This window comes from Micromonospora radicis (genome assembly GCF_003583405.1).
Lineage (GTDB): Bacteria > Actinomycetota > Actinomycetes > Mycobacteriales > Micromonosporaceae > Micromonospora > Micromonospora radicis.
Window position 1 is genome coordinate 1 of the sequence record NZ_QXEC01000042.1, and the last position, 18,420, is coordinate 18,420.

Genomic DNA, 18,420 nt, shown 5'->3' on the forward strand with positions numbered 1-18,420 from the left:
GCGAACAGGGGGGACCACGCGTACGCAAACGCCGTCCGGCGCTCAAACAAGAAAGGGGGAAAAAGAACAACCACCCGGCACACTCACAGGAGGCAGACCCCGCGACACGGGACCATGTGCAACGACCCGCGGTCGACCATCATTCCGGGCTCCGGGCTCCGGCCACCTCGCGGCACCGGGACCAGGTATAACGACCCGGGGCCGACCATCATTCCGGGATCCGGGGCCCGGCCGGTTATCGGATCGCGGCGCCGGGACCATATGTAACGACCGCAGGCCGACCATCATTCCGGGATCCGGGATCCCGGGGCCCGACCGCCGGCCACCTCGCGGCACCGGGACCAGGTATAACGACCCGGGGCCGACCATCATTCCGGGGATCCGGGGATCCGGGGATCCGGGGATCCGGGGATCCGGGGATCCGGGGATCCGGGGATCCGGGGCCCGGCCGGTGGTCGGGTCGGGACCGTCCAGTCGAGCCCCTGGGGTGGGGCGCCATACCCGGTCCGTCATCGGGGCCACAACGCCCCGACCACCCGGCGGATTCCCCCACCAGAGCCAGCAGCCCACCCCGGCATCCGGACAAAACCCCGGATACCGGACACCCGTGCCGGGTGCCTGCGGGCGGGGCAGCCGCGGCGCCGCACCGTACCGCCGAAACGGCGGTGTCCGGATAACGGAACCCGCCATGCAGGCGAAACGGTGTCGTTTCCCCGCGCCACGCACCGCGTCGGACTGGACTGGCGGCGGGTGGGTCGGCATGGCGGGCGGCCAGACGACAGCGGCCGGAGACGGTAGTCTCCGGCCGCTGAAGCTGGGCAGATGGTGGTTACTGCTTGAGCATGTTGTCCAGCAGCAGCGCACACCGGATGACCCCGAGGTGGCTGTACGCCTGCGGGTGGTTGCCGAGGCCACGTTCGGCCAGCGGGTCGTACTGCTCGGGGAGCAGTCCGGTCGGACCGGCCGTGTCGATCATCTGGAGGAAGAGTTCCTCGGCGTCGGTACGGCGGCCGGTGCGCAGGTACGCCTCGATCAGCCACGCCGTGCAGATGTGGAAGCCGCCCTCGCGGCCGGGCAGGCCGTCGTCCCAGTGGTAGCGGTAGACGACCGGGCCGCTGCGCAGATCCGCCTCGATCTTCAGCACGGTGGAGAGGAAACGCGGGTCGTCACCGGGCAGCAGGCCGGACAGGCCGATCCACAGCGAGGAGGCGTCCATGTCCTCGTCGCCGTACGCGACGCTGTACGCCTCGGCGTGCTCGTGCCAGCCGTGTTCGAGGACGTTCGCGCCGATCCGGTCACGCAGCTCGACCCATTCCGGCCGGTCCTCGCCGCCGTGTTGCCGGACCACGTGCAGGGCGCGGTCCACGGTCATCCAGCACATCACCTTCGAGAAGATGTGGTGCCGGGGTGGTAGGCGGGCTTCCCAGATGCCGTGGTCGGGTTCGTGCCAGCGGCGCCGGACCGCCTCGACCATGTTCTCCAGCACCCGCCACTCCTCGGCGCGGACCGAGCCGCGTACGTCGGCGGTGGCGGCGATCAGGTCGGCGATCGGGCCGAAGACGTCCAGCTGGAGCTGGTGGTTGGCGAGGTTTCCGACGCGTACCGGCCGGGATCCGGCGTAGCCGGGCAGGGTGTCGATGACGGCCTCGGCGCCCAGCTCGTAGCCGTCGACGGTGTAGAGGGGGTGCAGCCGTTCCGGGTGCCCACCGGTGCGTTCCACGCAGCCGTCCACCCAGCGCAGGAACGCCTCGGCCTCGTTGATCGAGCCCAGGTCGACCAGGGCGCGGGCGGTCATCGCGGCGTCGCGCAGCCAGCAGTAGCGGTAGTCCCAGTTGCGGACGCCACCCAGCTCCTCGGGCAGCGACGTGGTCGCCGCGGCCAGGATCGAGCCGGTCGCCTCGTGGCAGAGCCCGCGCAGCGTCAGGGCGCTGCGCGCGACCAGGTCACGGGCGGTGGTCGGCAGCCGTAGCGAGGCCACCCAGTCCTTCCACGGGCGTTCCGCGGCGGCCTGGCGTTCGTGGATCGGCAGCCGGTGGTGTTCCAGGCTGTGCGTACCGAAGCGCAGTTCCAGCACGACCTGCCCGCCGAGGGCGGAGAGGTCGACCACCGCCTTGGCGCTCTCGTAGCCGCCGTCGTTGCCGACCTCCCACCGTACGCCGGGGGAGTAGAGCGCGACGGGTTCGTTGGAGCCGAGCACCAGCAGGCCGTCGCCGAGCGGCTGAAGTTGCACCGCGACCTGCGCGAACTCCGGCCGGGGGGCGAACTCCAGCCGGGCCCGGCCGGTGCCGGTCAGCACCCGGATCAGCGTCGAGTCACCGGAGATGATCGCGGGGCCGTCGGGCGTGGTCCTGGGGTCGGGCTTGTCGAGCCAGTCGGTGACGGTCAGCCCGGACCAGCGGGTCTCCACCGTCATGGTGCCCGAGCGGTAACGCTGGCCGAGCGGGATGCCGTCGCGTTCCGGGGCGACGCTGAAGTGCCCGGCGGGGCTGCCACCCACCAGGTCGGCGAAGATCGCCGCCGAGTCGGGTTTGGGGTTGCACAGCCAGGTCACCTTGGCGTCGGGGGTGAGCAGTGCGACCGTACGCCCGTTGGCCAGCATCGAGTGCCGCTCGATCGGTACGGCCCGCTCGCCGAAGAGCCAGTGCCGGCGGGTCTCCAGCAGCAGCCCGAGCGCCCGGGCGGCGTCGATCGGTTCGGTGACCCGGTAGTCGGCCTTGGTCTCACCGGGGCCGATCTTGATGCCGAGGTCGGGGCCGCTCAGGTTGCCGAACGCGTTCTCGTCGGTGACGTCGTCGCCGATGAAGAGCACCGCGCTGGCGGAGAGCTGGGTACGCAGCTGGTCGACGGCGGTGCCCTTGTGGGTGGCCACCACGGACAGCTCGATGACCTCTTTGCCCTGGGTCACGGTGACGTCGGGCCAGGTCGCAGGGCCGTTGCGGACCGCCTCGATGGCCGCGGCGGCGATCTGGGGATCGACCCCACGGGTGTGTACGGCCACGCTGGCCGGCTTACGTTCGAGCCGTACGCCCGGGTGTGCCGCGGCGATGTCGCGCAGTGCGTCGCGCAGCCGGGTCCGGACCGCGATCAGCTCGGGGGAGAGCCGCTCGACGAAGCCGATGTCGAACTCGGAGCCGTGGCTGCCGACGAGGTGCACCTCGCTGGGCAGCCGGGAGAGCGCGGCCAGGTCGCGCAGGGCCCGGCCGGAGACCACCGCCACGGTCGTCTGCGGCAGTGCGGCCAGGGCGCGTACCGCCGCCACCGATTCGGGCAGTGGTACGGCCTTGCTCGGGTCGGCCACGATCGGCGCCAGGGTGCCGTCGTAGTCGCAGGCGACCAGCAGTTGGGGTACCCGGGCGATCCGTCCGATGGCGGAACGCAGCTCCGGGTCCATGGCGCCCGCTGCGGGCGTGATGATCTCGTTGGACGCGGCGCTCACGCCGCCTCCATGTCGGGCACACCTAGTTCGGTGAGGAAGGACTTTGCCCAGTGCCCCACGTCATGGGTGCGCAGATGGCGTTGCATTGTCCGCATACGGCGACGAGCCTCCGGCTTCTCCACATGCACGGCCCGTAGCAGAGCATCCTTGACTGCGTCCGGGTCGTGCGGGTTGCACAGGAACGCCTGACGCAGCTCGGTGGCTGCGCCGGCGAACTCACTGAGTACGAGCGCGCCCCCGTGGTCCGCCCTCGACGCGACGTACTCCTTGGCCACCAGATTCATACCGTCTCGCAGCGGAGTCACCATCATCACGTCGGCGGCGGCGTACATCGCAGCCAGCTCGGTGCGACTGTACGACTGATGCAGATAATGCACCGCCGGGACGCCGACCCGGCCAAATTCGCCATTTATCCGACCGACCTCGCGCTCGACCTTGACGCGAAGTGCCTGGTAGTGCTCGACACGCTCACGGCTCGGCGTGGCCACCTGCACCATAACAGCGTCCGGGACTGTCAACTTTCCGTCAGCCAGCAATTCCCGGAAAGCCTTGAGTCGCAGCTCGATGCCCTTGGTGTAGTCGAGCCGGTCCACGCCCAGGATGATCGTCCGCGGGTTGCCCAACTCCTCGCGGATCTCCTTGGCCCGGGCCTGGATCGCCGGGTCCGCGGCCAGCCGCTCCATCTCCTTGGTGTCGATCGAGATGGGGAACGCGCCGGCCTTCACCTGCCGACCGTCCACCTGGATCATCTGGCCCTCGTAGCGCAGGCCGAGCAGGTGCCGGGCGAGCCGGACGAAGTTCTGCGCGGCGAGCCGCTGCTGGAACCCGACCAGATCGGCGCCGAGCAGCCCGCGCAGGATCTCGGTGCGGAACGGCATCTGCATGAACAGCTCGATGGGCGGGAACGGGATGTGCAGGAAGAACCCGATCCGCAGGTCGGGACGCAGCTCCCGGAGCATCGCCGGCACCAGCTGGAGCTGGTAGTCCTGGACCCAGACCGTGGCGCCCTCGGCCGCGACCTCGGCGGCGGCCTCCGCGAACCGGGCGTTGACCAGCCGGTACGCCTCGCGCCAGCGGCGCTTGTAGGCGGGTGTCTCGACGGCGTCGTGGTAGAGCGGCCAGATCGTCGCGTTGGACTGGCCCTCGTAGTAGCGCTCCAGCTCCTCGGCGCTCAACGGCACCGGGTGCAGTCGGATGCCCTCCAGGTCGAACGGCTCGGGTGCCGCGCCGGTACCACCGGCCCAACCGACCCAGGTGCCCTGATGTTCGGCGAGAACGGGATGCAGTGCGGTGACCAGCCCGCCCGGGCTGCGTCGCCACTGCCGTCCCTCGGGTGTGCTCACCTCGTCGACCGGCAGGCGGTTCGCCACAACGACAAAGGAGCTACGGACGGTCACGATCGGCCACCTCCGGTTGCTGACGGGTCCACCGCGATGAGCGTACTGAGCGTAGCTGCGGCGTCTGTTCCTCAGTGCCGGAGTGACGTACCCGTCCCACACCGACCGAACCTTGCACGTGATCATGTTGACAGGCCGCCGGCCTGCGGCCGGCACTGCCCCGCCGGTGGGCGGGGCGATGTGGGCGTGGCCGGTGGAACCTGTCAGGATTGACGACGGCGTGCGCGCGGCCGACTCCGGTCGCGGCGGCGGCAGGCGGCGCGCCCGGCGCCCCGCACCACGCGAAATCGACGATCGAGTACCGACGGAGGTAGCCCGCACCGTGGCCCAGTTCATCTACGTCCTGGAAAAGGCGCGCAAGGCGCACGGCGACAAGGTCGTGCTCGACAACGTGACGCTGAACTTCCTGCCGGGGGCCAAGATCGGTGTGGTCGGCCCGAACGGTGCTGGAAAGTCCAGCCTCCTCAAGATCATGGCAGGCTGGGACCAGCCCAGCAACGGCGAGGCCCGGCTGATGCCCGGCTACACGGTCGGCATGCTGGCCCAGGAGCCGCCGCTCAACGACGCCAAGACGGTGCTCGGCAACGTCGAGGAGGCGGTGGCCGAGACCAAGGCCAAGCTCGAGCGGTTCAACAAGATCGCCGAGCAGATGGCGACCGACTACTCCGACGAGCTGATGGAGGAGATGGGTCGGCTTCAGGAGGAGCTGGACCACGCCGACGCGTGGGACATCGACTCCAAGCTCGAACTGGCCATGGACGCGCTGCGCTGCCCGCCGCCGGACGCCGACGTCACCCAGCTCTCCGGTGGGGAGCGTCGCCGGGTGGCGCTGTGCAAGCTGCTGCTGGAGGCGCCGGACCTGCTGCTGCTCGACGAGCCCACCAACCACCTGGACGCGGAGAGCGTGCACTGGTTGGAGCAGCACCTGGCCAAGTACGCGGGCACCGTCGTGGCCATCACGCACGACCGGTACTTCCTGGACAACGTGGCCAACTGGATCCTCGAACTGGACCGTGGCCGCACCTACCCGTACGAGGGCAACTACTCCACCTACCTGGAGAAGAAGGCTGCCCGGCTGGCCGTCGAGGGGCGCCGGGACGCCAAGATGAAGAAGCGGCTCACCGAGGAGTTGGAGTGGGTCCGCTCCAACGCCAAGGCCCGCCAGACCAAGTCCAAGGCCCGCCTGGACCGGTACGACGAGATGGCCGCCGAGGCGGAGAAGACCCGCAAGCTGGACTTCGAGGAGATCCAGATCCCGCCGGGTCCGCGCCTGGGCAACACCGTCATCGAGGCGCACAACCTGACCAAGGGCTTCGGCGACCGGATCCTGATCGAGAACCTGTCGTTCTCGCTGCCGCGCAACGGCATCGTCGGCATCATCGGCCCGAACGGTGTCGGTAAGACCACGCTGTTCAAGACCATCGTCGGGTTGGAGCAGCCGACCAGCGGCTCGGTCAAGGTCGGCGAAACGGTGTCGCTGTCGTACGTCGACCAGAACCGGCAGGGCCTGGACGGTGACAAGACCGTCTGGGAGGTCGTCTCCGACGGGCTGGACCACCTCATGGTCGGCAAGGTCGAGATGCCGTCGCGGGCGTACATCGCCGCGTTCGGGTTCAAGGGGCCGGACCAGCAGAAGCCGACCAAGGTGCTCTCCGGTGGTGAGCGCAACCGGCTCAACCTGGCGCTGACGCTCAAGATCGGCGGGAACGTGATCCTGCTCGACGAGCCGACCAACGACCTGGACGTGGAGACGCTGTCCAGCCTGGAGAACGCGCTGCTGGAGTTCCCCGGCTGCGCCGTGGTGATCTCCCACGACCGGATGTTCCTGGACCGGGTCGCCACGCACATCCTGGCCTGGGAGGGCGACGACGAGAACCCGTCGAAGTGGTTCTGGTTCGAGGGCAACTTCGAGGCGTACGAGAAGAACAAGATCGAACGGCTCGGTGCGGAGGCAGCGCGCCCGCACCGGGTGACGTACCGCAAGCTGACCCGCGACTGATCGGCGGCCGATCGTCTTGGCTGACCGGTTCGTCTACCACTGCACCCTGCGGTGGTCCGACCTCGACGCGTACGGCCACGTCAACAACGCCCGGTTCCTCACGCTGTACGAGGAGGCCCGGGTGGCGTTGATGTTCGTCGGTGCCCGGGCACAGGGGGTCGACTCGTTCGCCGACGGAGTGGTCATCCGCCGGCACGAGGTCGACTACCTGCGCCCGGTCGACTACGCGCTGAGTCGGGCCACCGCCGAGGCGGCCCCGACCGTGCGGATCGAACTGTGGGTGGAGCTGGTCCGCGCCGCCTCCTTCGTCATCGGCTACGAGATGTACGACGGTGAGCTGCTGGTCAGCCGGGCCCGTTCGGTCCTGGTCCCGTTCGATCTGGCCAAGCAGCTGCCCCGGCGGCTCACCGAGGCCGAGCGGGTGTTCCTACTGGCCTACGCGGCGAGCGACGCTGCGCCGAGCGACAGCGTGCCGAGCGACGCTGCGCCGAGCGAAACTGCGCCGAGCGACGGTGCGCGATGAGCGAGCGGGACGTCGCCGGTACGCCCGAGCCGGGCGTCATCCGTGCGGGGCACGGGATCGAGGGGGTGGCCGACGCCGGAGCGTTCCTGGCCCGGCTGGTCCGGTTGGAACCCGCCGCCCTGGTGAGGCTGCGTCCGGGCGGTGCGCCGGCGCGTACCGCCCTCTGGGCCCGGCTGCCGTGGGGTGTGCTGGCCGTGCGGACGGTGGCCGGCCCGGGCGCCGGGGACGCCACCGTGGCCGCCGGGCAGTTGCTCGCCGAACTGGCGGCCGGTCGGGCCGTGCTGCCGTCCCGCCGCGACGCGCAGTGGCGGTGGCCGCTGCCGCCGGGTGCCAGTCGGCGGGTGGAGACGCTGCCGGGCGGGGAGTTGCGCCGGCTGGCCGAGGCGGCGGCCGGCACCCTGCGGGAGGCGGCGACGCACGGCGTCGCCGGCCGGGCCGTGGGGCAGCGGGCGCTGCGGGACGCGCTGCTGGACCACGTCGCGGTGTTGGTGACGGCGGACGGTGAGCTGGATCGTCCGGTACAGGTGTCGCAGGCGGCGGTGCAGGGTCTGATCAGGATGGGGTTCCTCGGCCCGGCCGAGCGGGCGGCGGGCGCCGACGAGGTTCAGGTGCGTACGGCGGGCCGTTGGGTCGGCCTGGTGGGACCGTACGGAGCGGTCTGGTCGCAGAAGGCCACTGATCTTGTCGTACGACCGGCCAGGCATCATCCGAACGGATGACCATCCATCGGACTTCTGGTTTGGGGCTGGCGTTGGGGGGATGCTTCGTTCCGGCTGTCCGGGTACCGTCCATCCTCGGATCCAACCCACCGTAGGCGACTGGATCCGCTGGGGAGTGAGGTGCGCGAGCGATGCCGTGGTGGTCATGGCGGCCCGGTCCCGCCGATGGCGGTGACTCGGGAACTCGAAGCAGGGTCACGGTGGAAGATGCCGTACGGGTCGGACCGCCGGCACCCCGTAGACCCGGGGACGGCTGTCCAGGTGGCGGTGAACACCCGTTGATGGCCGACCGGCCAGCAACCGTCGAGCCGGTCACCCTGCGTCGGATCTGCGACGCGCTCGACCTGCTCGACGTGCGGTACCTCGCCGACGGCGACGGCAACCTGCTGGCCATGTGGGAACGGCATGCCGTGCTGGTCACCCTGGAGGGGCCCGAGGACGAGATCCTGGTGCTCCGGGCCCGGCCGCACGCGACCGTGCCGCCCGACTGGGCCGACCGGGCCTACCGGGTGGTCAACGAGTGGAACCACACCCGGCGCTTCTGCAAGGCGTACGTCGGTGATGCCACCGAGCGGGGCCAGCTGCCGATCTACGCCGAGTTGCAGGTACCGCTCGCCGCGGGCACCCACGACGCGCTCCTGGTGGAGTTGCTCGACTGCGGAGCGGCCGTCGCCACCAGCTTCGTCGACTGGCTGCACGACGAGGGCGCCCTGCTCTGAGTTCGCCCGGCCCGCCCGTCGGCGGGGGGCGCTCCGCGCCTGCCCGGCCGGTTGGCGTCCGCTCAACCGGTTCGCGTCTACTCGGAGCCGCCCGGATCCTCCATCGAGTTGACCATGAAGTATGCCGCCCGCTCCAGGTAGTTCCAGAGTTCGGTGGCGGTCGCCGGTGGCAGGTCGAGGCTGTCCACCGCCCGGCGCATGTGCCGCAGCCAGGCGTCGCGCTCGGCCCCGCCGATCCGGAAGGGCGCGTGCCGCATCCGCAGCCGGGGGTGCCCCCGCTGGGCGGAGTACGTGTTCGGGCCGCCCCAGTACTGCATGAGGAAGAGCCGCATCCGGTCCGAGGCCGGGCCCAGGTCCTCCGGGTACATCGGGCGTAGCAGCGGGTCGTCGGCGATGCCGGCGTAGAACTCGTCGACCAGCTTGCGGAACGTGGGCTCGCCGCCGACGGCGTCGTACAGCGTGGCCGCCTCGCCGCGGGGTTCGGACTCGCCTGCGGGATTCACGCTTCCCATCCTGCCAGGCGTCGCCGGCGGTTGACCGGGCCGGGACGGCCCGACGGCGGTGGTTCAGGTCACCGCGGGGGTGGGGCGGCCCGGACCCACGTGCCCCGGGTCCTGCTCGTCGGGGGCCGGTTGGGCCGCGACCGCGGTGCCCTGCCGGGCGGCCCGGATGGATTCCTCCACCGTCTGCCGGTCGGGCCAGGTCCGGACGACGATCGTCATCAGCACCACCCCGGCGGTACTCCAGAGCCCCACCACGATCGGAATCGGGAACCGTTCGGCGAGCAGGCCGGTCGCCAGTACCGCGGCGCCCTGGATGACCTGGACTCCGGTCGCCATCACGCCGAAGGCGCGGGCCCGGAAGCCGTCGGGCAGCGCCTGGACGAAGAGCCCGTTGGCCGCCGGGATGATCCCGGCGACCGCGAACCCACAGGCGGCGGCGAGTAACGCCACCACCGCGGGCGGCGGATCGAGCAGGGCCGGCACCAGGATCAGCGGCGCGAAGACGGCCAGCGGGCGCAGCAGGGCGAGCCGCCGGGTCGGTCCGACCGCCCGGCCGATCAGCAGCCCGCCGAGGATGAAGCCGACCGGGGTGGACGCCATGATCAGGGCCTGGGCCAGCCCGGCGTGCATCCCGCCCGCGCGTTCGTTGGCCCAGGCCGCCGCCAGGCCCTCGGGCACGATGGAGAAGAGCATGGCGCTGAAGACGAGAATGGCGATCGCCCGCAGCAGTGGGGTACGGAAGACCAGCTGGAATCCCTCGGCGGTCTCCCGCAGCAGGTGACTGCGATCGTGGCTGCCCAGTGCGGGTGCCCGGTCGCGGGTACCGAGGCGGATGATCAGGGCCGAGGCGGCGAAGGCGCCCGCGTTCATCAGCAACGCGGCGGCGGGGTTGACGGTCGCCACGGCGGCACCGAGCAGGTAGCCGAGCACCTGGGCCGCCTGCCCCACGCTGGCGTTGATCGACAGCCCGACGACGAGTCGGTCGCCGGGCAGGATCAGCGGCATCAGCGCGGAGCGCGCTGCCTGGCTGGGCGGGTTGGCCAGGGTGGTGGCGAACAGCAGCGCCAGGATTACCGGTACCGGTATCCCGGGGATGGCGATGAGCAGCATCAACGCCATCCGGACGAGGTCGCAGACCACCATGACCTGCCGGAAGCGGTGCCGCTCGGTCACTGCCGCGAGCAGTGGCCCACCGACCAGCCAGGGCAGGTAGCTGACCGCGAAGGCCGCGGCGGAGAGGGCGACGGACTCGGTCTCCCGGTAGACGAGCAGGGTGACCGCCGCCTTGGCGACGTAGTCACCGAGCCACGTCAGCGCACTGGCCGTGAAGACGGCTCGGTACTCACGTTGGGCGAAAACCTCTCGGAAGGTGGCCGGACCTTCTGGCGGAGGTCGCTCGTCGGACACCATCGCCTCCATCGCCCGGCGGCCGGTCACTCGTGATGACTGCCCTGGGCCATCGTCAGATCTGCGGATCAGCGAGGACGTGACTACGCTCTGGGAGCGTGTGCACCGGATTCTGCCCGATCGTCTGACAACTAGCTAGGGCGAACGGCTTGATCGTCGCATCCCCGACTGAACGAACGGACGATACCTGAGGGGCCGCTCGGCCGCGACCCCCTGCCGATCGATCAGGTTGCGCCGCCCTGCCCGGTCTCGGTGTCCCCACGATCAGGTCCGCCGAGGAAGGCGCGACCAGCGGCGATCCGTGCCGTGATGCCGGAGTTCTCCAACGCCTCGGCCAGCCGGCGGCGCAACTCCCGGGTCACCGCGCCCTGCCCGTCGGCGGTGGTCTTGGCGACCGTACGGATGATCGTGCCCTCCACCGTTACCTGTTCGACGCCGAGCACCTCCGGCGGCTCGACGATGGACGGCGCGAGTTCCGGATCCACCGCGACCGAGGCGGCGGCGGTACGCAACACCGCGGTGGCCTCCTCCGTACTGGCGAATCCGACCGGCAGGTCCACCACCACCAGCGCCCAGCCCTGGCTCTTGTTGCCCACCCGGACGATCTCGCCGTTGCGGATGTACCAGAGCACACCCCGCCCGTCGCGCACCGTGGTGACCCGCAGGCCGACCGCCTCGACGACGCCGCTGGCCTCGCCGAGGTCGACGTTGTCGCCGACGCCGTACTGGTCCTCGATCAACATGAACAATCCGGCGATCAGGTCCTTGACCAGGCTCTGCGCGCCGAAACCGAGCGCCACACCGGCGATGCCGGCGCTGGCCAGCAACGGGGCCAGGTCGAAGCTGAACTCCTTGAGCACCATCAGGACGGCGATGCCGAAGATGAACGCGGTGCTCAGGCTGCGCAGCACCGAACCGATCGCCTCGGCGCGCTGCCGGCGTCGTTCCGGGATGAACTCGCCGGGCTCGGTGGTGGCGTTCGGGATGCGCTCGCGCAGCGGGCGGAGCATGGTGGGCACCCCGGCGTCGGTGGTGGTCCGCACCAGCCGGCGGATGGTGCGTTGCACCAGCCACCGGCCGGCAATCGCCAGCAGCAGGATCAGGGTGATCCGCAGCGGCTTGATCAGAATCCAGTAGCTGCCCTCGGCGAACCACACCGAACCGGTCAGGTCGTACGCCCAGTCGCAGAGGCTCAGGCTCTCTTCGATGCACTCCGGGCTGGGCGTGTCCTCCGGGCCGGGCGTGGGCGTGCTGGGGGCGGGGCTGAGCATGCTGACGGTCACCCTGTTTTCGTACCGTAACCCTCCGGTCGGCCCGCGACCGACCCACCGGCGGGTGACGGCGGCCGCCCGGCCCCGGTCGCTCGCGAAAGCTTCGCCAGGTACCCAGGATTAGTGCGTGCATTCGCCGGTCCGATCAGGGACGATTGGCGCAACGGACGTCGGTGATCCGGCCGGCGTCGACGTGGTGTGGGGCTGTGCCCCGCGCCGGTCGGCGGTGGCGAGTGGAAGCCGCTTGACCGGGAGGGTGACGCGATGCCTGACATACGACCCACGGTGGGCTCCGGCGCGCTGGTCCTCAACGCCACCTATGAGCCGCTGTGTGTCGTGTCGGTGCGTCGTGCCGCCATCCTCGTGCTCTCCGCGAAGGCGGTCTGTGTCGCCGACGGGGAGGGCATCCTGCACAGCGCCCGCAACGCGCTGCCGGTGCCCTCGGTCGTCCGGCTCACCCGGTTCGTCCGGGTGCCGTACCGCACCCACGTGGGACTCTCCCGCCGGGCGATCTTCGCGCGGGACGGATGGCGCTGTGCGTACTGCCGGGGGCCGGCCGAGACCATCGACCACGTCTTCCCGCGTAGCCGGGGTGGCCCGCACGCCTGGGAGAACGTGGTCGCGGCCTGCGCCCGCTGCAACCACACCAAGGGCGACAAGACCCCGGCCGAGCTGGGCTGGCGGCTGCACTCGCCGCCGGCCGCACCGAAGGGGATCGCCTGGCGGGTGCTCGGCCACCGCGCCCCCGACCCGCGCTGGGCCGACTGGCTGGACCTGCGCGAACCCGAAGCCGCCTGACCTCACCGAGCCTCCACCAGCGACGCGAAGACGATCACGTTGTCCGCGTAGCCGGTCTCCCCGCCGACCCAGCGGCCACCACAGGTGATCAGTCGCAGCTGCGGCCGGCTGAAGTCGCCGAAGACCTCGTCGGCGGGCAGCTTCTCCTTGTCGTACCGGCCGACCCGGTCGACCTCGAAGACCGCCACCGAGCCGTCCGAGCGGGCGATCTCCACCCGGTCGCCGGAGCGCAGTTCCCGCAGGTGCTGGAAGACCGCCGGGCCGGTGCTGGTGTCGACGTGCCCGACGATGACGGCGGGACCGTACTGACCGGGGGTCGGGCCCTGGTCGTACCAGCCGGCCTCCTGTGCCCGTTCGGCCGGCGGAGCGGCGATGCTGCCGTCCGGGGCGATACCCACGCTGTGCACCGTCGCGGCCAGATCGATCTTGCTGATCTCGATGCCGACCGGCTGGCTCGCCGGCAACAGCGGGAACTTCTTCGGCGGTGGCGACAACCCGGCGATGAAGCGGTCCGGCAGCAGGTTCACCCCGGTCGCCCGCTCGACCCCGAGCATCGTGACGATCAGCAGCATCAGGGCGCCGATCACCAGCACGGGCAACCCCGGTCCGGCGCGGATTCCGCGTCGGGTCGCCGCCGACCAGGTCTGGCGCGGCCGTGGCGGCAGTGGTCGGTTCGCCGGGTCGGGCGTGGCGACGCTTGCCGAACCCATCTGTGCGGTGACCCGAGCCAGCCGGACCGCCGTCGCGGCCACCGCCCGCCGAACGCGCGACGCCCGGCGGGCGGGGTTCCGGGACGGGCCCGGACGTGGTTCGGGCACCGGTACGCGGTGACCGATCATGGCGGCGATGGGTCAGGAACCGGTCCGGCGTCGGCTGCTGACCAGCCCGAAGACCACCGCGGCCGCCACCACCGCGGCGCCACCGAGCAGCAGCGTCGAGCCGGTGCCCGGTCCGGCGGTGCCGCCGCCACCGGTCGCCGGGCCCTTGGTGGGCTGCTGCATGTTCAGTACGGTCAGCGTGGTGCTGGCCGTCTGGTTGTTGTGGCAGCGCAGATGCACCTGGTAGTCCCCGGCGGCCTTGTTGCCCGGCACGGTCGCGTCGCCGGTGAGGAAGCCGTTGTCCGGCCGGAGGAAGACCCGGTTGAACGCGTCCGAGTCCACCTCGGCCTGCCGGTTGTTGCTGTTGTCGCAACTGGCCCGAAGGTGCACCCGGGAACCGGCCTGCACACTGTTCGGCGTCACCTCGACGAAGGTGTTCTCACCGGCCCGGGCAGGTGCGGCGCCGACCAGGACGAACGCCCCGATCAGCGCGAACGCCCCGAGCAGTCGGACGATGGTCGAGGGGGCGTGGAGCCCGCCTCCGTACGGTCGCAGACCCCGCATGATCCTCCCTCCCGGCACCGGTGCACCGGTCCTGCTGGGGCGACCCGCGGTGCTTTCCCCCTGCTCCCGCCGCTAACCCGGCGGTGGGCACCCGTCGACGACGCGGAGGTCAGGCAGAGGATCGTCCGCTACCCGAGGAGTTGGCCGGAGGCCCTTCCGTCACCCGCGTCAGCGGCTGCCAGGCGAGGGGGGTGGAGAGCACCATGGTGCTCGACGGCTGCCCGTACGGGGCGAGGCGGTCGATGACCGCCTCGAAGTCCCCGATCGACCCGGCCGCGACCTTGAGCACGCTGCACGCGTCACCGGTGATCCGGTGGATCTCCAGGATCTCCGGCCAGCCGGCCACGTCCGGGTCGTGCAGGATGCACCGGGCGCCGTAACAGGACATCCGGATCAGCGCGACCACCGTACGGCCGGCGCGGGTCAGGTCCACGTGGGCGTGGTAGCCGGTGATCACACCGCTCTCCTCCAGCCGGCGTACCCGCTCGGCCACCGCCGGTGGGGAGAGGTGCACCCGGCGGGACAGCTCGCTGAACGACAGTCGCGCGTCGGCCTGCAACTCGCGCAGCAGCGCCCAATCCATCTCGTCCACGCGCCGACCTTACGTGCGGCAAGCAGATAGCGGCCAGTAGCTTGCGTTCCGCAGGTCAGACTGCCCCAGCACCGTTGAAGAGGCATTCCGTCCGGCGCTGCGACCGAGAGATCATGTCTCCATCGCCAGCCAGGAAGGAGTGGACGGATGGAGCAGACCGAGCTGCGCCCGGGGGCCCGGACGGCGGTGCGTCCGGTGACCGGCCGGCAGCGCGCGGCCCGCGCCGCCCGCAACGGCGGCGAGCCGACCCTGGAGTTCGCCGAGCGGGTGCCGTACGACGCCTACGTGCAGGCCAGCACGCTGCACCGGCTGCAGACGCCGTTGAGCAGCGACCCGGGCGAGATGTCCTTCCTGATGGTCAGTCAGATCATGGAGTTGTACTTCGGCCTGACCTGCCACGAACTGCGCGAGACCAGCCGGCTGCTCCGCGCCGACCAGGTGTGGGAGGCGCTTGCCCCGCTGCGCCGCGCCGCGCTGCACCTGGAGGGGCTCAACGCCGCCTGGCGGGGGCTGCGCTGGATGACCCCGGCCGACTTCAACCGCTTCCGCAACCTGCTCGGTGAGGGCTCCGGCTTCCAGTCGGCCATGTACCGCCAGCTGGAGTTCCTGCTCGGCCTGCGCGACCCGGCGCTGATCCGCCCGTTCCGCCGACAGACCGAGGTGCACGCCGAACTGACCACGGCCCTGGCCACGCCGAGCGTCTGGGACGAAGTGGTCGCCCTGCTCGCCCGCACCGGTCACGAACTGCCCGCCGACCTGCTCGACCGGGACGTCGCCACCGAGCACGAGGCGCACCCGGCGGTCGAGGCGGCCTGGGTGCGCGTCTACGCCGACGCCGGCCCGGACAACCACCTGCGGCTGCTCGGCGAGGCGCTGACCGAGGTGGCCGAACAGTTCGGTGACTGGCGGCACCACCACATCAAGGCGGTGCAGCGCACCATGGGTGCGAAGGTCGGCAGCGGTGGTTCCGCCGGGCTGGCCTGGCTGCAACGCAGCATGGCCCGGGTGGTCTTCCCCGAGCTGTGGTCGGCCCGGACGGCGATGTGAGGTGACGATGAACGCCACGGAACACGAGGCACACCGGCTGGACGCCGCCGACCCGGGCCACCGGCACCTGTTCCACGTGCCGCCGGCCGACGGCGGGCGCTACCCGGACAGCGCGTACCTGGCCGGCAACTCGCTCGGTCTGCAACCGAAGGCCACCCGCGACGAGTTGCTGGCCGACCTGGACGCCTGGAGCCGGCTCGGTGTCGAGGGGCACCTGGAGGCGGATCGGCCCTGGCTGCCGTACCACGCGCTGCTGACCGGTCCGGCGGCCCGACTGGTCGGCGCCCGCCCCACCGAGACGGTGGTGATGAACTCGCTGACGGTCAACCTGCACCTGCTGATGGTCAGCTTCTACCGGCCGGTCGGCGAGCGGAGCCGGATCGTCATCGAGGACAGCGCCTTCCCGTCGGACAGCTACGCGGTCCGCAGCCAGGCCCGGTTCCACGGCCTGGACCCGGACACCACCGTGGTCCGGCTGCGGCCCCGCGACGGCGAGGAGAACCTGCGGACCGAGGACGTCACCGCGTTCCTGGCCGCCGAGGGGCACACCGTCGCGCTGGTGCTGCTCGGCGGGGTCAACTACCTCACCGGCGAGCTGCTGGACATCCCGGCGATCACCGCCGCCGGTCGGGCCGCCGGTGCGGTCGTGGGCTGGGACCTGGCGCACGCGGCGGGCAACGTGCCGCTCTCGCTGCACGACTGGGACGTCGACTTCGCCGCCTGGTGCTCGTACAAGTACCTCAACTCCGGACCCGGGGCGCTGGCCGGGATCTTCGTGCACGAGCGACACCACGGCGACGCCGCGCTGCCCCGCTTCGAGGGCTGGTGGAGCACGGCCGAGGCCACCCGGTTCGAGATGACCCCGGTGAGCCGGCCACCGGCCACCGTCGAGGCGTGGCAGATCTCCAACCCGCCGATCTTCGCGATGGGCCCGGTGCGTACCTCGCTGGAGCTGTTCGACTCGGTCGGCATGACCGCGCTGCGCGAGCGCAGCCTGCGGCTCACCGGCTACCTGCAACGGCTGCTCGACGAGGTGACCGCCGACCGGCCGTTGACCGTGGTCACCCCGCGCGATCCGCAGCGGCGCGGCTGCCAGCTGTCGGTACGCATCGGCGCGGGCCGCGCCAACGAGCTGACCAAGCGGCTGCGCCACGAGCACGGGGTGATCGCCGACGCCCGGGAGCCGGACGTCATCCGGTTCGCCCCGGTGCCGCTGTACTCGACGTACCACGACTGCTGGCGGGTCGCCGACGCGCTGGCCGCCACCGTGGAGGCCGCCTCATGACCAGGGAACGTGACGAGATCGCGGTGGTGGGCGCCGGGCTGGCCGGCTGCCTGCTGGCCTGCTACCTGGCCCGGCGGGGGCATTCGGTGGCGCTCTACGAGCGGCGGCCGGACCCGCGTACCGGTACCGCTGAGCGGGGACGCTCGATCAACCTGGCGCTCTCCGAGCGGGGCCTGGACGCGCTGCGCCGCATCGGCCTCGACGAGCAGGTGATGGCCGACGCGTTGCCGATGCGCGGCCGGATGGTGCACCCGGTGGCGGGTGAACCGGGCTTCCAGCCGTACAGCGTGGACGGTGACCGGGCGATCAACTCGATCAGTCGGGGCGCACTGAACAACGCCCTGCTGGAAGCGGCCGCCAAGCTGCCGCGGGTGCGGATCGCCTTCGAGCACCGGCTGGTCGGGCTCGACCCGGACACCGCGAAGATGACCTTCGAGACCCCGCGGGGCCCGGTCACCGCGCACGCCGACGTCGTGCTCGGCACCGACGGCGCCGGTTCGGCGGTCCGCGGCCAGCTGCTCGAACACGGCCTGCTCACCGAGAGCGTCGACTTCCTCGACTACGGCTACAAGGAACTCACCATCCCGCCGGTCGGCGGCGACTTCGCCCTCGACCCGGGAGCGTTGCACATCTGGCCGCGCGGCACCTCGATGATGATCGCCCTGCCGAACCCGGACCGCTCGTTCACCTGCACGCTCTTCTGGCCCACCCACGGCACCGCCAGCTTCGCGTCGCTGGGCAGTGCGGCGGCGATCGAGCGGCACTTCGCCCAGCACTACCCGGACCTGCCGCCGCTGGCCCCGGACCTGGTCGACGACTACCAGCACAACCCGGTCGGCGTGCTCGGCACGGTGCGCTGCGACCCGTGGCAGGTCGACGGGCGGGTCGGCCTGCTCGGCGACGCGGCGCACGCCATCGTGCCGTTCTACGGTCAGGGTGCGAACTGCGCCTTCGAGGACGTGGTGGAGTTGGACCGCTGCCTCGACGAGAGTGCCGACGACTGGTCGGCGGCGCTGCCGCTGTTCGAGCTGCGTCGTCAGGACAACGCCGAGGCGATCGCCCAGATGGCGTTGGCCAACTTCGTGGAGATGCGCGACAAGGTCGCCTCGCCGGTGTTCCAGACCCGCAAGAAGATCGAGCACGCGCTGGAACGGGCTTTGCCCGGCCGGTACGTCTCCCAGTACGAGCTGGTCTCCTTCTCCACTGTCCCGTACGCCCAGGTGCGCCGCCGGGTCCGCCGGCAGTACCAGGTGCTCGGCGCGGTGGCCGCCGGTGCGGCGGCGGTGCTGGCCGGCGCGGTGCTGGCCCTCGGCCGGGGGCGGCGAGGATGACGCTCTGGGAC

General features: G+C 71.2%; 16 protein-coding genes. 8 read left to right on the forward strand and 8 right to left on the reverse strand.

The genetic code is table 11. The features are described from left to right. Positions 1–829: 829 nt before the first annotated feature. On the reverse strand, positions 830–3,391 hold the full coding sequence (otsB, locus tag D2L64_RS25640) for a trehalose-phosphatase (protein ID WP_119579792.1): 2,562 nt from the start codon (positions 3,389–3,391) through the stop codon (positions 830–832). A 41-nt stretch (positions 3,392–3,432) separates the two neighbouring features. Next, positions 3,433–4,833 carry an alpha,alpha-trehalose-phosphate synthase (UDP-forming) gene (locus D2L64_RS25645; protein WP_119579773.1) on the reverse strand — a complete coding sequence of 467 codons (1,401 nt, stop codon included), beginning with the start codon at positions 4,831–4,833 and terminating at the stop codon, positions 3,433–3,435. Positions 4,834–5,155: 322 nt separating this feature from the next. Here D2L64_RS25645 and ettA point away from each other — a divergent pair, with 322 nt between their 5' ends. From ettA to D2L64_RS25665, 4 genes are all read left to right on the forward strand, one after another. Continuing rightward, entirely contained in the window at positions 5,156–6,832 is a 1,677-nt protein-coding gene (ettA, locus tag D2L64_RS25650; protein ID WP_119579774.1) for an energy-dependent translational throttle protein EttA, read from the forward strand. A 16-nt stretch (positions 6,833–6,848) separates the two neighbouring features. Then, a complete protein-coding gene (locus D2L64_RS25655; RefSeq protein ID WP_119579775.1) occupies positions 6,849–7,355 on the forward strand; it encodes an acyl-CoA thioesterase in 507 nt (168 codons plus the stop codon). Next, on the forward strand, positions 7,352–8,074 hold the full coding sequence (locus D2L64_RS25660; protein ID WP_119579776.1) for a serine/threonine-protein kinase: 723 nt from the start codon (positions 7,352–7,354) through the stop codon (positions 8,072–8,074). The genes D2L64_RS25655 and D2L64_RS25660 overlap by 4 nt, the downstream gene beginning before the upstream one ends. A gap of 131 nt (positions 8,075–8,205) precedes the next feature. After that, complete coding sequence (locus tag D2L64_RS25665) at positions 8,206–8,793, forward strand: type III secretion system chaperone family protein (protein ID WP_119579777.1); 588 nt, start codon at positions 8,206–8,208, stop codon at positions 8,791–8,793. Between the two features lie 77 nt (positions 8,794–8,870). Here the strand turns inward: D2L64_RS25665 and D2L64_RS25670 are convergent, their stop codons facing one another. The 3 genes from D2L64_RS25670 to D2L64_RS25680 form a co-directional block, all read right to left on the reverse strand. Continuing rightward, complete coding sequence (locus D2L64_RS25670) at positions 8,871–9,305, reverse strand: globin (RefSeq protein ID WP_199714779.1); 435 nt, start codon at positions 9,303–9,305, stop codon at positions 8,871–8,873. Between the two features lie 54 nt (positions 9,306–9,359). Beyond that, positions 9,360–10,706: an MFS transporter gene (locus D2L64_RS25675; RefSeq protein ID WP_119579793.1), complete on the reverse strand. Its 1,347-nt coding sequence runs from the start codon at positions 10,704–10,706 to the stop codon at positions 9,360–9,362. A 221-nt stretch (positions 10,707–10,927) separates the two neighbouring features. Further along, positions 10,928–11,974 carry a mechanosensitive ion channel family protein gene (locus D2L64_RS25680; RefSeq protein ID WP_119579794.1) on the reverse strand — a complete coding sequence of 349 codons (1,047 nt, stop codon included), beginning with the start codon at positions 11,972–11,974 and terminating at the stop codon, positions 10,928–10,930. A gap of 264 nt (positions 11,975–12,238) precedes the next feature. Here D2L64_RS25680 and D2L64_RS25685 point away from each other — a divergent pair, with 264 nt between their 5' ends. Continuing rightward, positions 12,239–12,772 carry an HNH endonuclease gene (locus D2L64_RS25685; protein ID WP_119579795.1) on the forward strand — a complete coding sequence of 178 codons (534 nt, stop codon included), beginning with the start codon at positions 12,239–12,241 and terminating at the stop codon, positions 12,770–12,772. A gap of 2 nt (positions 12,773–12,774) precedes the next feature. Here D2L64_RS25685 and D2L64_RS25690 read toward each other — a convergent pair whose 3' ends face one another. The 3 genes from D2L64_RS25690 to D2L64_RS25700 all read right to left on the reverse strand — a co-directional run bounded on the left by D2L64_RS25690 (position 12,775) and on the right by D2L64_RS25700 (position 14,746). After that, positions 12,775–13,611: a class F sortase gene (locus tag D2L64_RS25690; protein ID WP_119579779.1), complete on the reverse strand. Its 837-nt coding sequence runs from the start codon at positions 13,609–13,611 to the stop codon at positions 12,775–12,777. 12 nt (positions 13,612–13,623) lie between these two features. Next, entirely contained in the window at positions 13,624–14,154 is a 531-nt protein-coding gene (locus D2L64_RS25695; RefSeq protein WP_233559148.1) for a hypothetical protein, read from the reverse strand. Positions 14,155–14,263: 109 nt separating this feature from the next. Continuing rightward, a complete protein-coding gene (locus tag D2L64_RS25700) occupies positions 14,264–14,746 on the reverse strand; it encodes an Lrp/AsnC family transcriptional regulator (RefSeq protein ID WP_119579780.1) in 483 nt (160 codons plus the stop codon). Between the two features lie 147 nt (positions 14,747–14,893). On the opposite strand from D2L64_RS25700, the gene D2L64_RS25705 reads away from it, so the two are divergent. Genes D2L64_RS25705 through D2L64_RS25715 form a run of 3 tightly spaced genes read left to right on the forward strand, consistent with a single transcriptional unit; the run spans position 14,894 to position 18,409 of the window. Beyond that, positions 14,894–15,793 (forward strand): tryptophan 2,3-dioxygenase, encoded by a 900-nt coding sequence (locus D2L64_RS25705; RefSeq protein ID WP_119579781.1) that lies wholly within the window; start codon positions 14,894–14,896, stop codon positions 15,791–15,793. 7 nt (positions 15,794–15,800) lie between these two features. After that, positions 15,801–17,078: a kynureninase gene (kynU, locus tag D2L64_RS25710; RefSeq protein ID WP_119579797.1), complete on the forward strand. Its 1,278-nt coding sequence runs from the start codon at positions 15,801–15,803 to the stop codon at positions 17,076–17,078. Further along, positions 17,075–18,409 carry an FAD-dependent oxidoreductase gene (locus D2L64_RS25715; RefSeq protein ID WP_119579782.1) on the forward strand — a complete coding sequence of 445 codons (1,335 nt, stop codon included), beginning with the start codon at positions 17,075–17,077 and terminating at the stop codon, positions 18,407–18,409. The genes kynU and D2L64_RS25715 overlap by 4 nt, the downstream gene beginning before the upstream one ends. Positions 18,410–18,420 lie beyond the last annotated feature (11 nt).

Coding starts and splice junctions, on each gene's coding strand:
- D2L64_RS25685 (WP_119579795.1), top strand. CDS start 12,239: ATGCCTGACATACGACCCACGGTGGGCTCCGGCGCGCTGGTCCTCAAC.
- D2L64_RS25715 (WP_119579782.1), top strand. CDS start 17,075: ATGACCAGGGAACGTGACGAGATCGCGGTGGTGGGCGCCGGGCTGGCC.
- kynU (WP_119579797.1), top strand. CDS start 15,801: ATGAACGCCACGGAACACGAGGCACACCGGCTGGACGCCGCCGACCCG.
- D2L64_RS25690 (WP_119579779.1), bottom strand. CDS start 13,611: ATGATCGGTCACCGCGTACCGGTGCCCGAACCACGTCCGGGCCCGTCC.
- D2L64_RS25675 (WP_119579793.1), bottom strand. CDS start 10,706: ATGGTGTCCGACGAGCGACCTCCGCCAGAAGGTCCGGCCACCTTCCGA.
- D2L64_RS25660 (WP_119579776.1), top strand. CDS start 7,352: ATGAGCGAGCGGGACGTCGCCGGTACGCCCGAGCCGGGCGTCATCCGT.
- D2L64_RS25665 (WP_119579777.1), top strand. CDS start 8,206: ATGCCGTGGTGGTCATGGCGGCCCGGTCCCGCCGATGGCGGTGACTCG.
- D2L64_RS25670 (WP_199714779.1), bottom strand. CDS start 9,305: ATGGGAAGCGTGAATCCCGCAGGCGAGTCCGAACCCCGCGGCGAGGCG.
- D2L64_RS25695 (WP_233559148.1), bottom strand. CDS start 14,154: ATGCGGGGTCTGCGACCGTACGGAGGCGGGCTCCACGCCCCCTCGACC.
- D2L64_RS25705 (WP_119579781.1), top strand. CDS start 14,894: ATGGAGCAGACCGAGCTGCGCCCGGGGGCCCGGACGGCGGTGCGTCCG.
- D2L64_RS25680 (WP_119579794.1), bottom strand. CDS start 11,974: ATGCTCAGCCCCGCCCCCAGCACGCCCACGCCCGGCCCGGAGGACACG.
- otsB (WP_119579792.1), bottom strand. CDS start 3,391: ATGGACCCGGAGCTGCGTTCCGCCATCGGACGGATCGCCCGGGTACCC.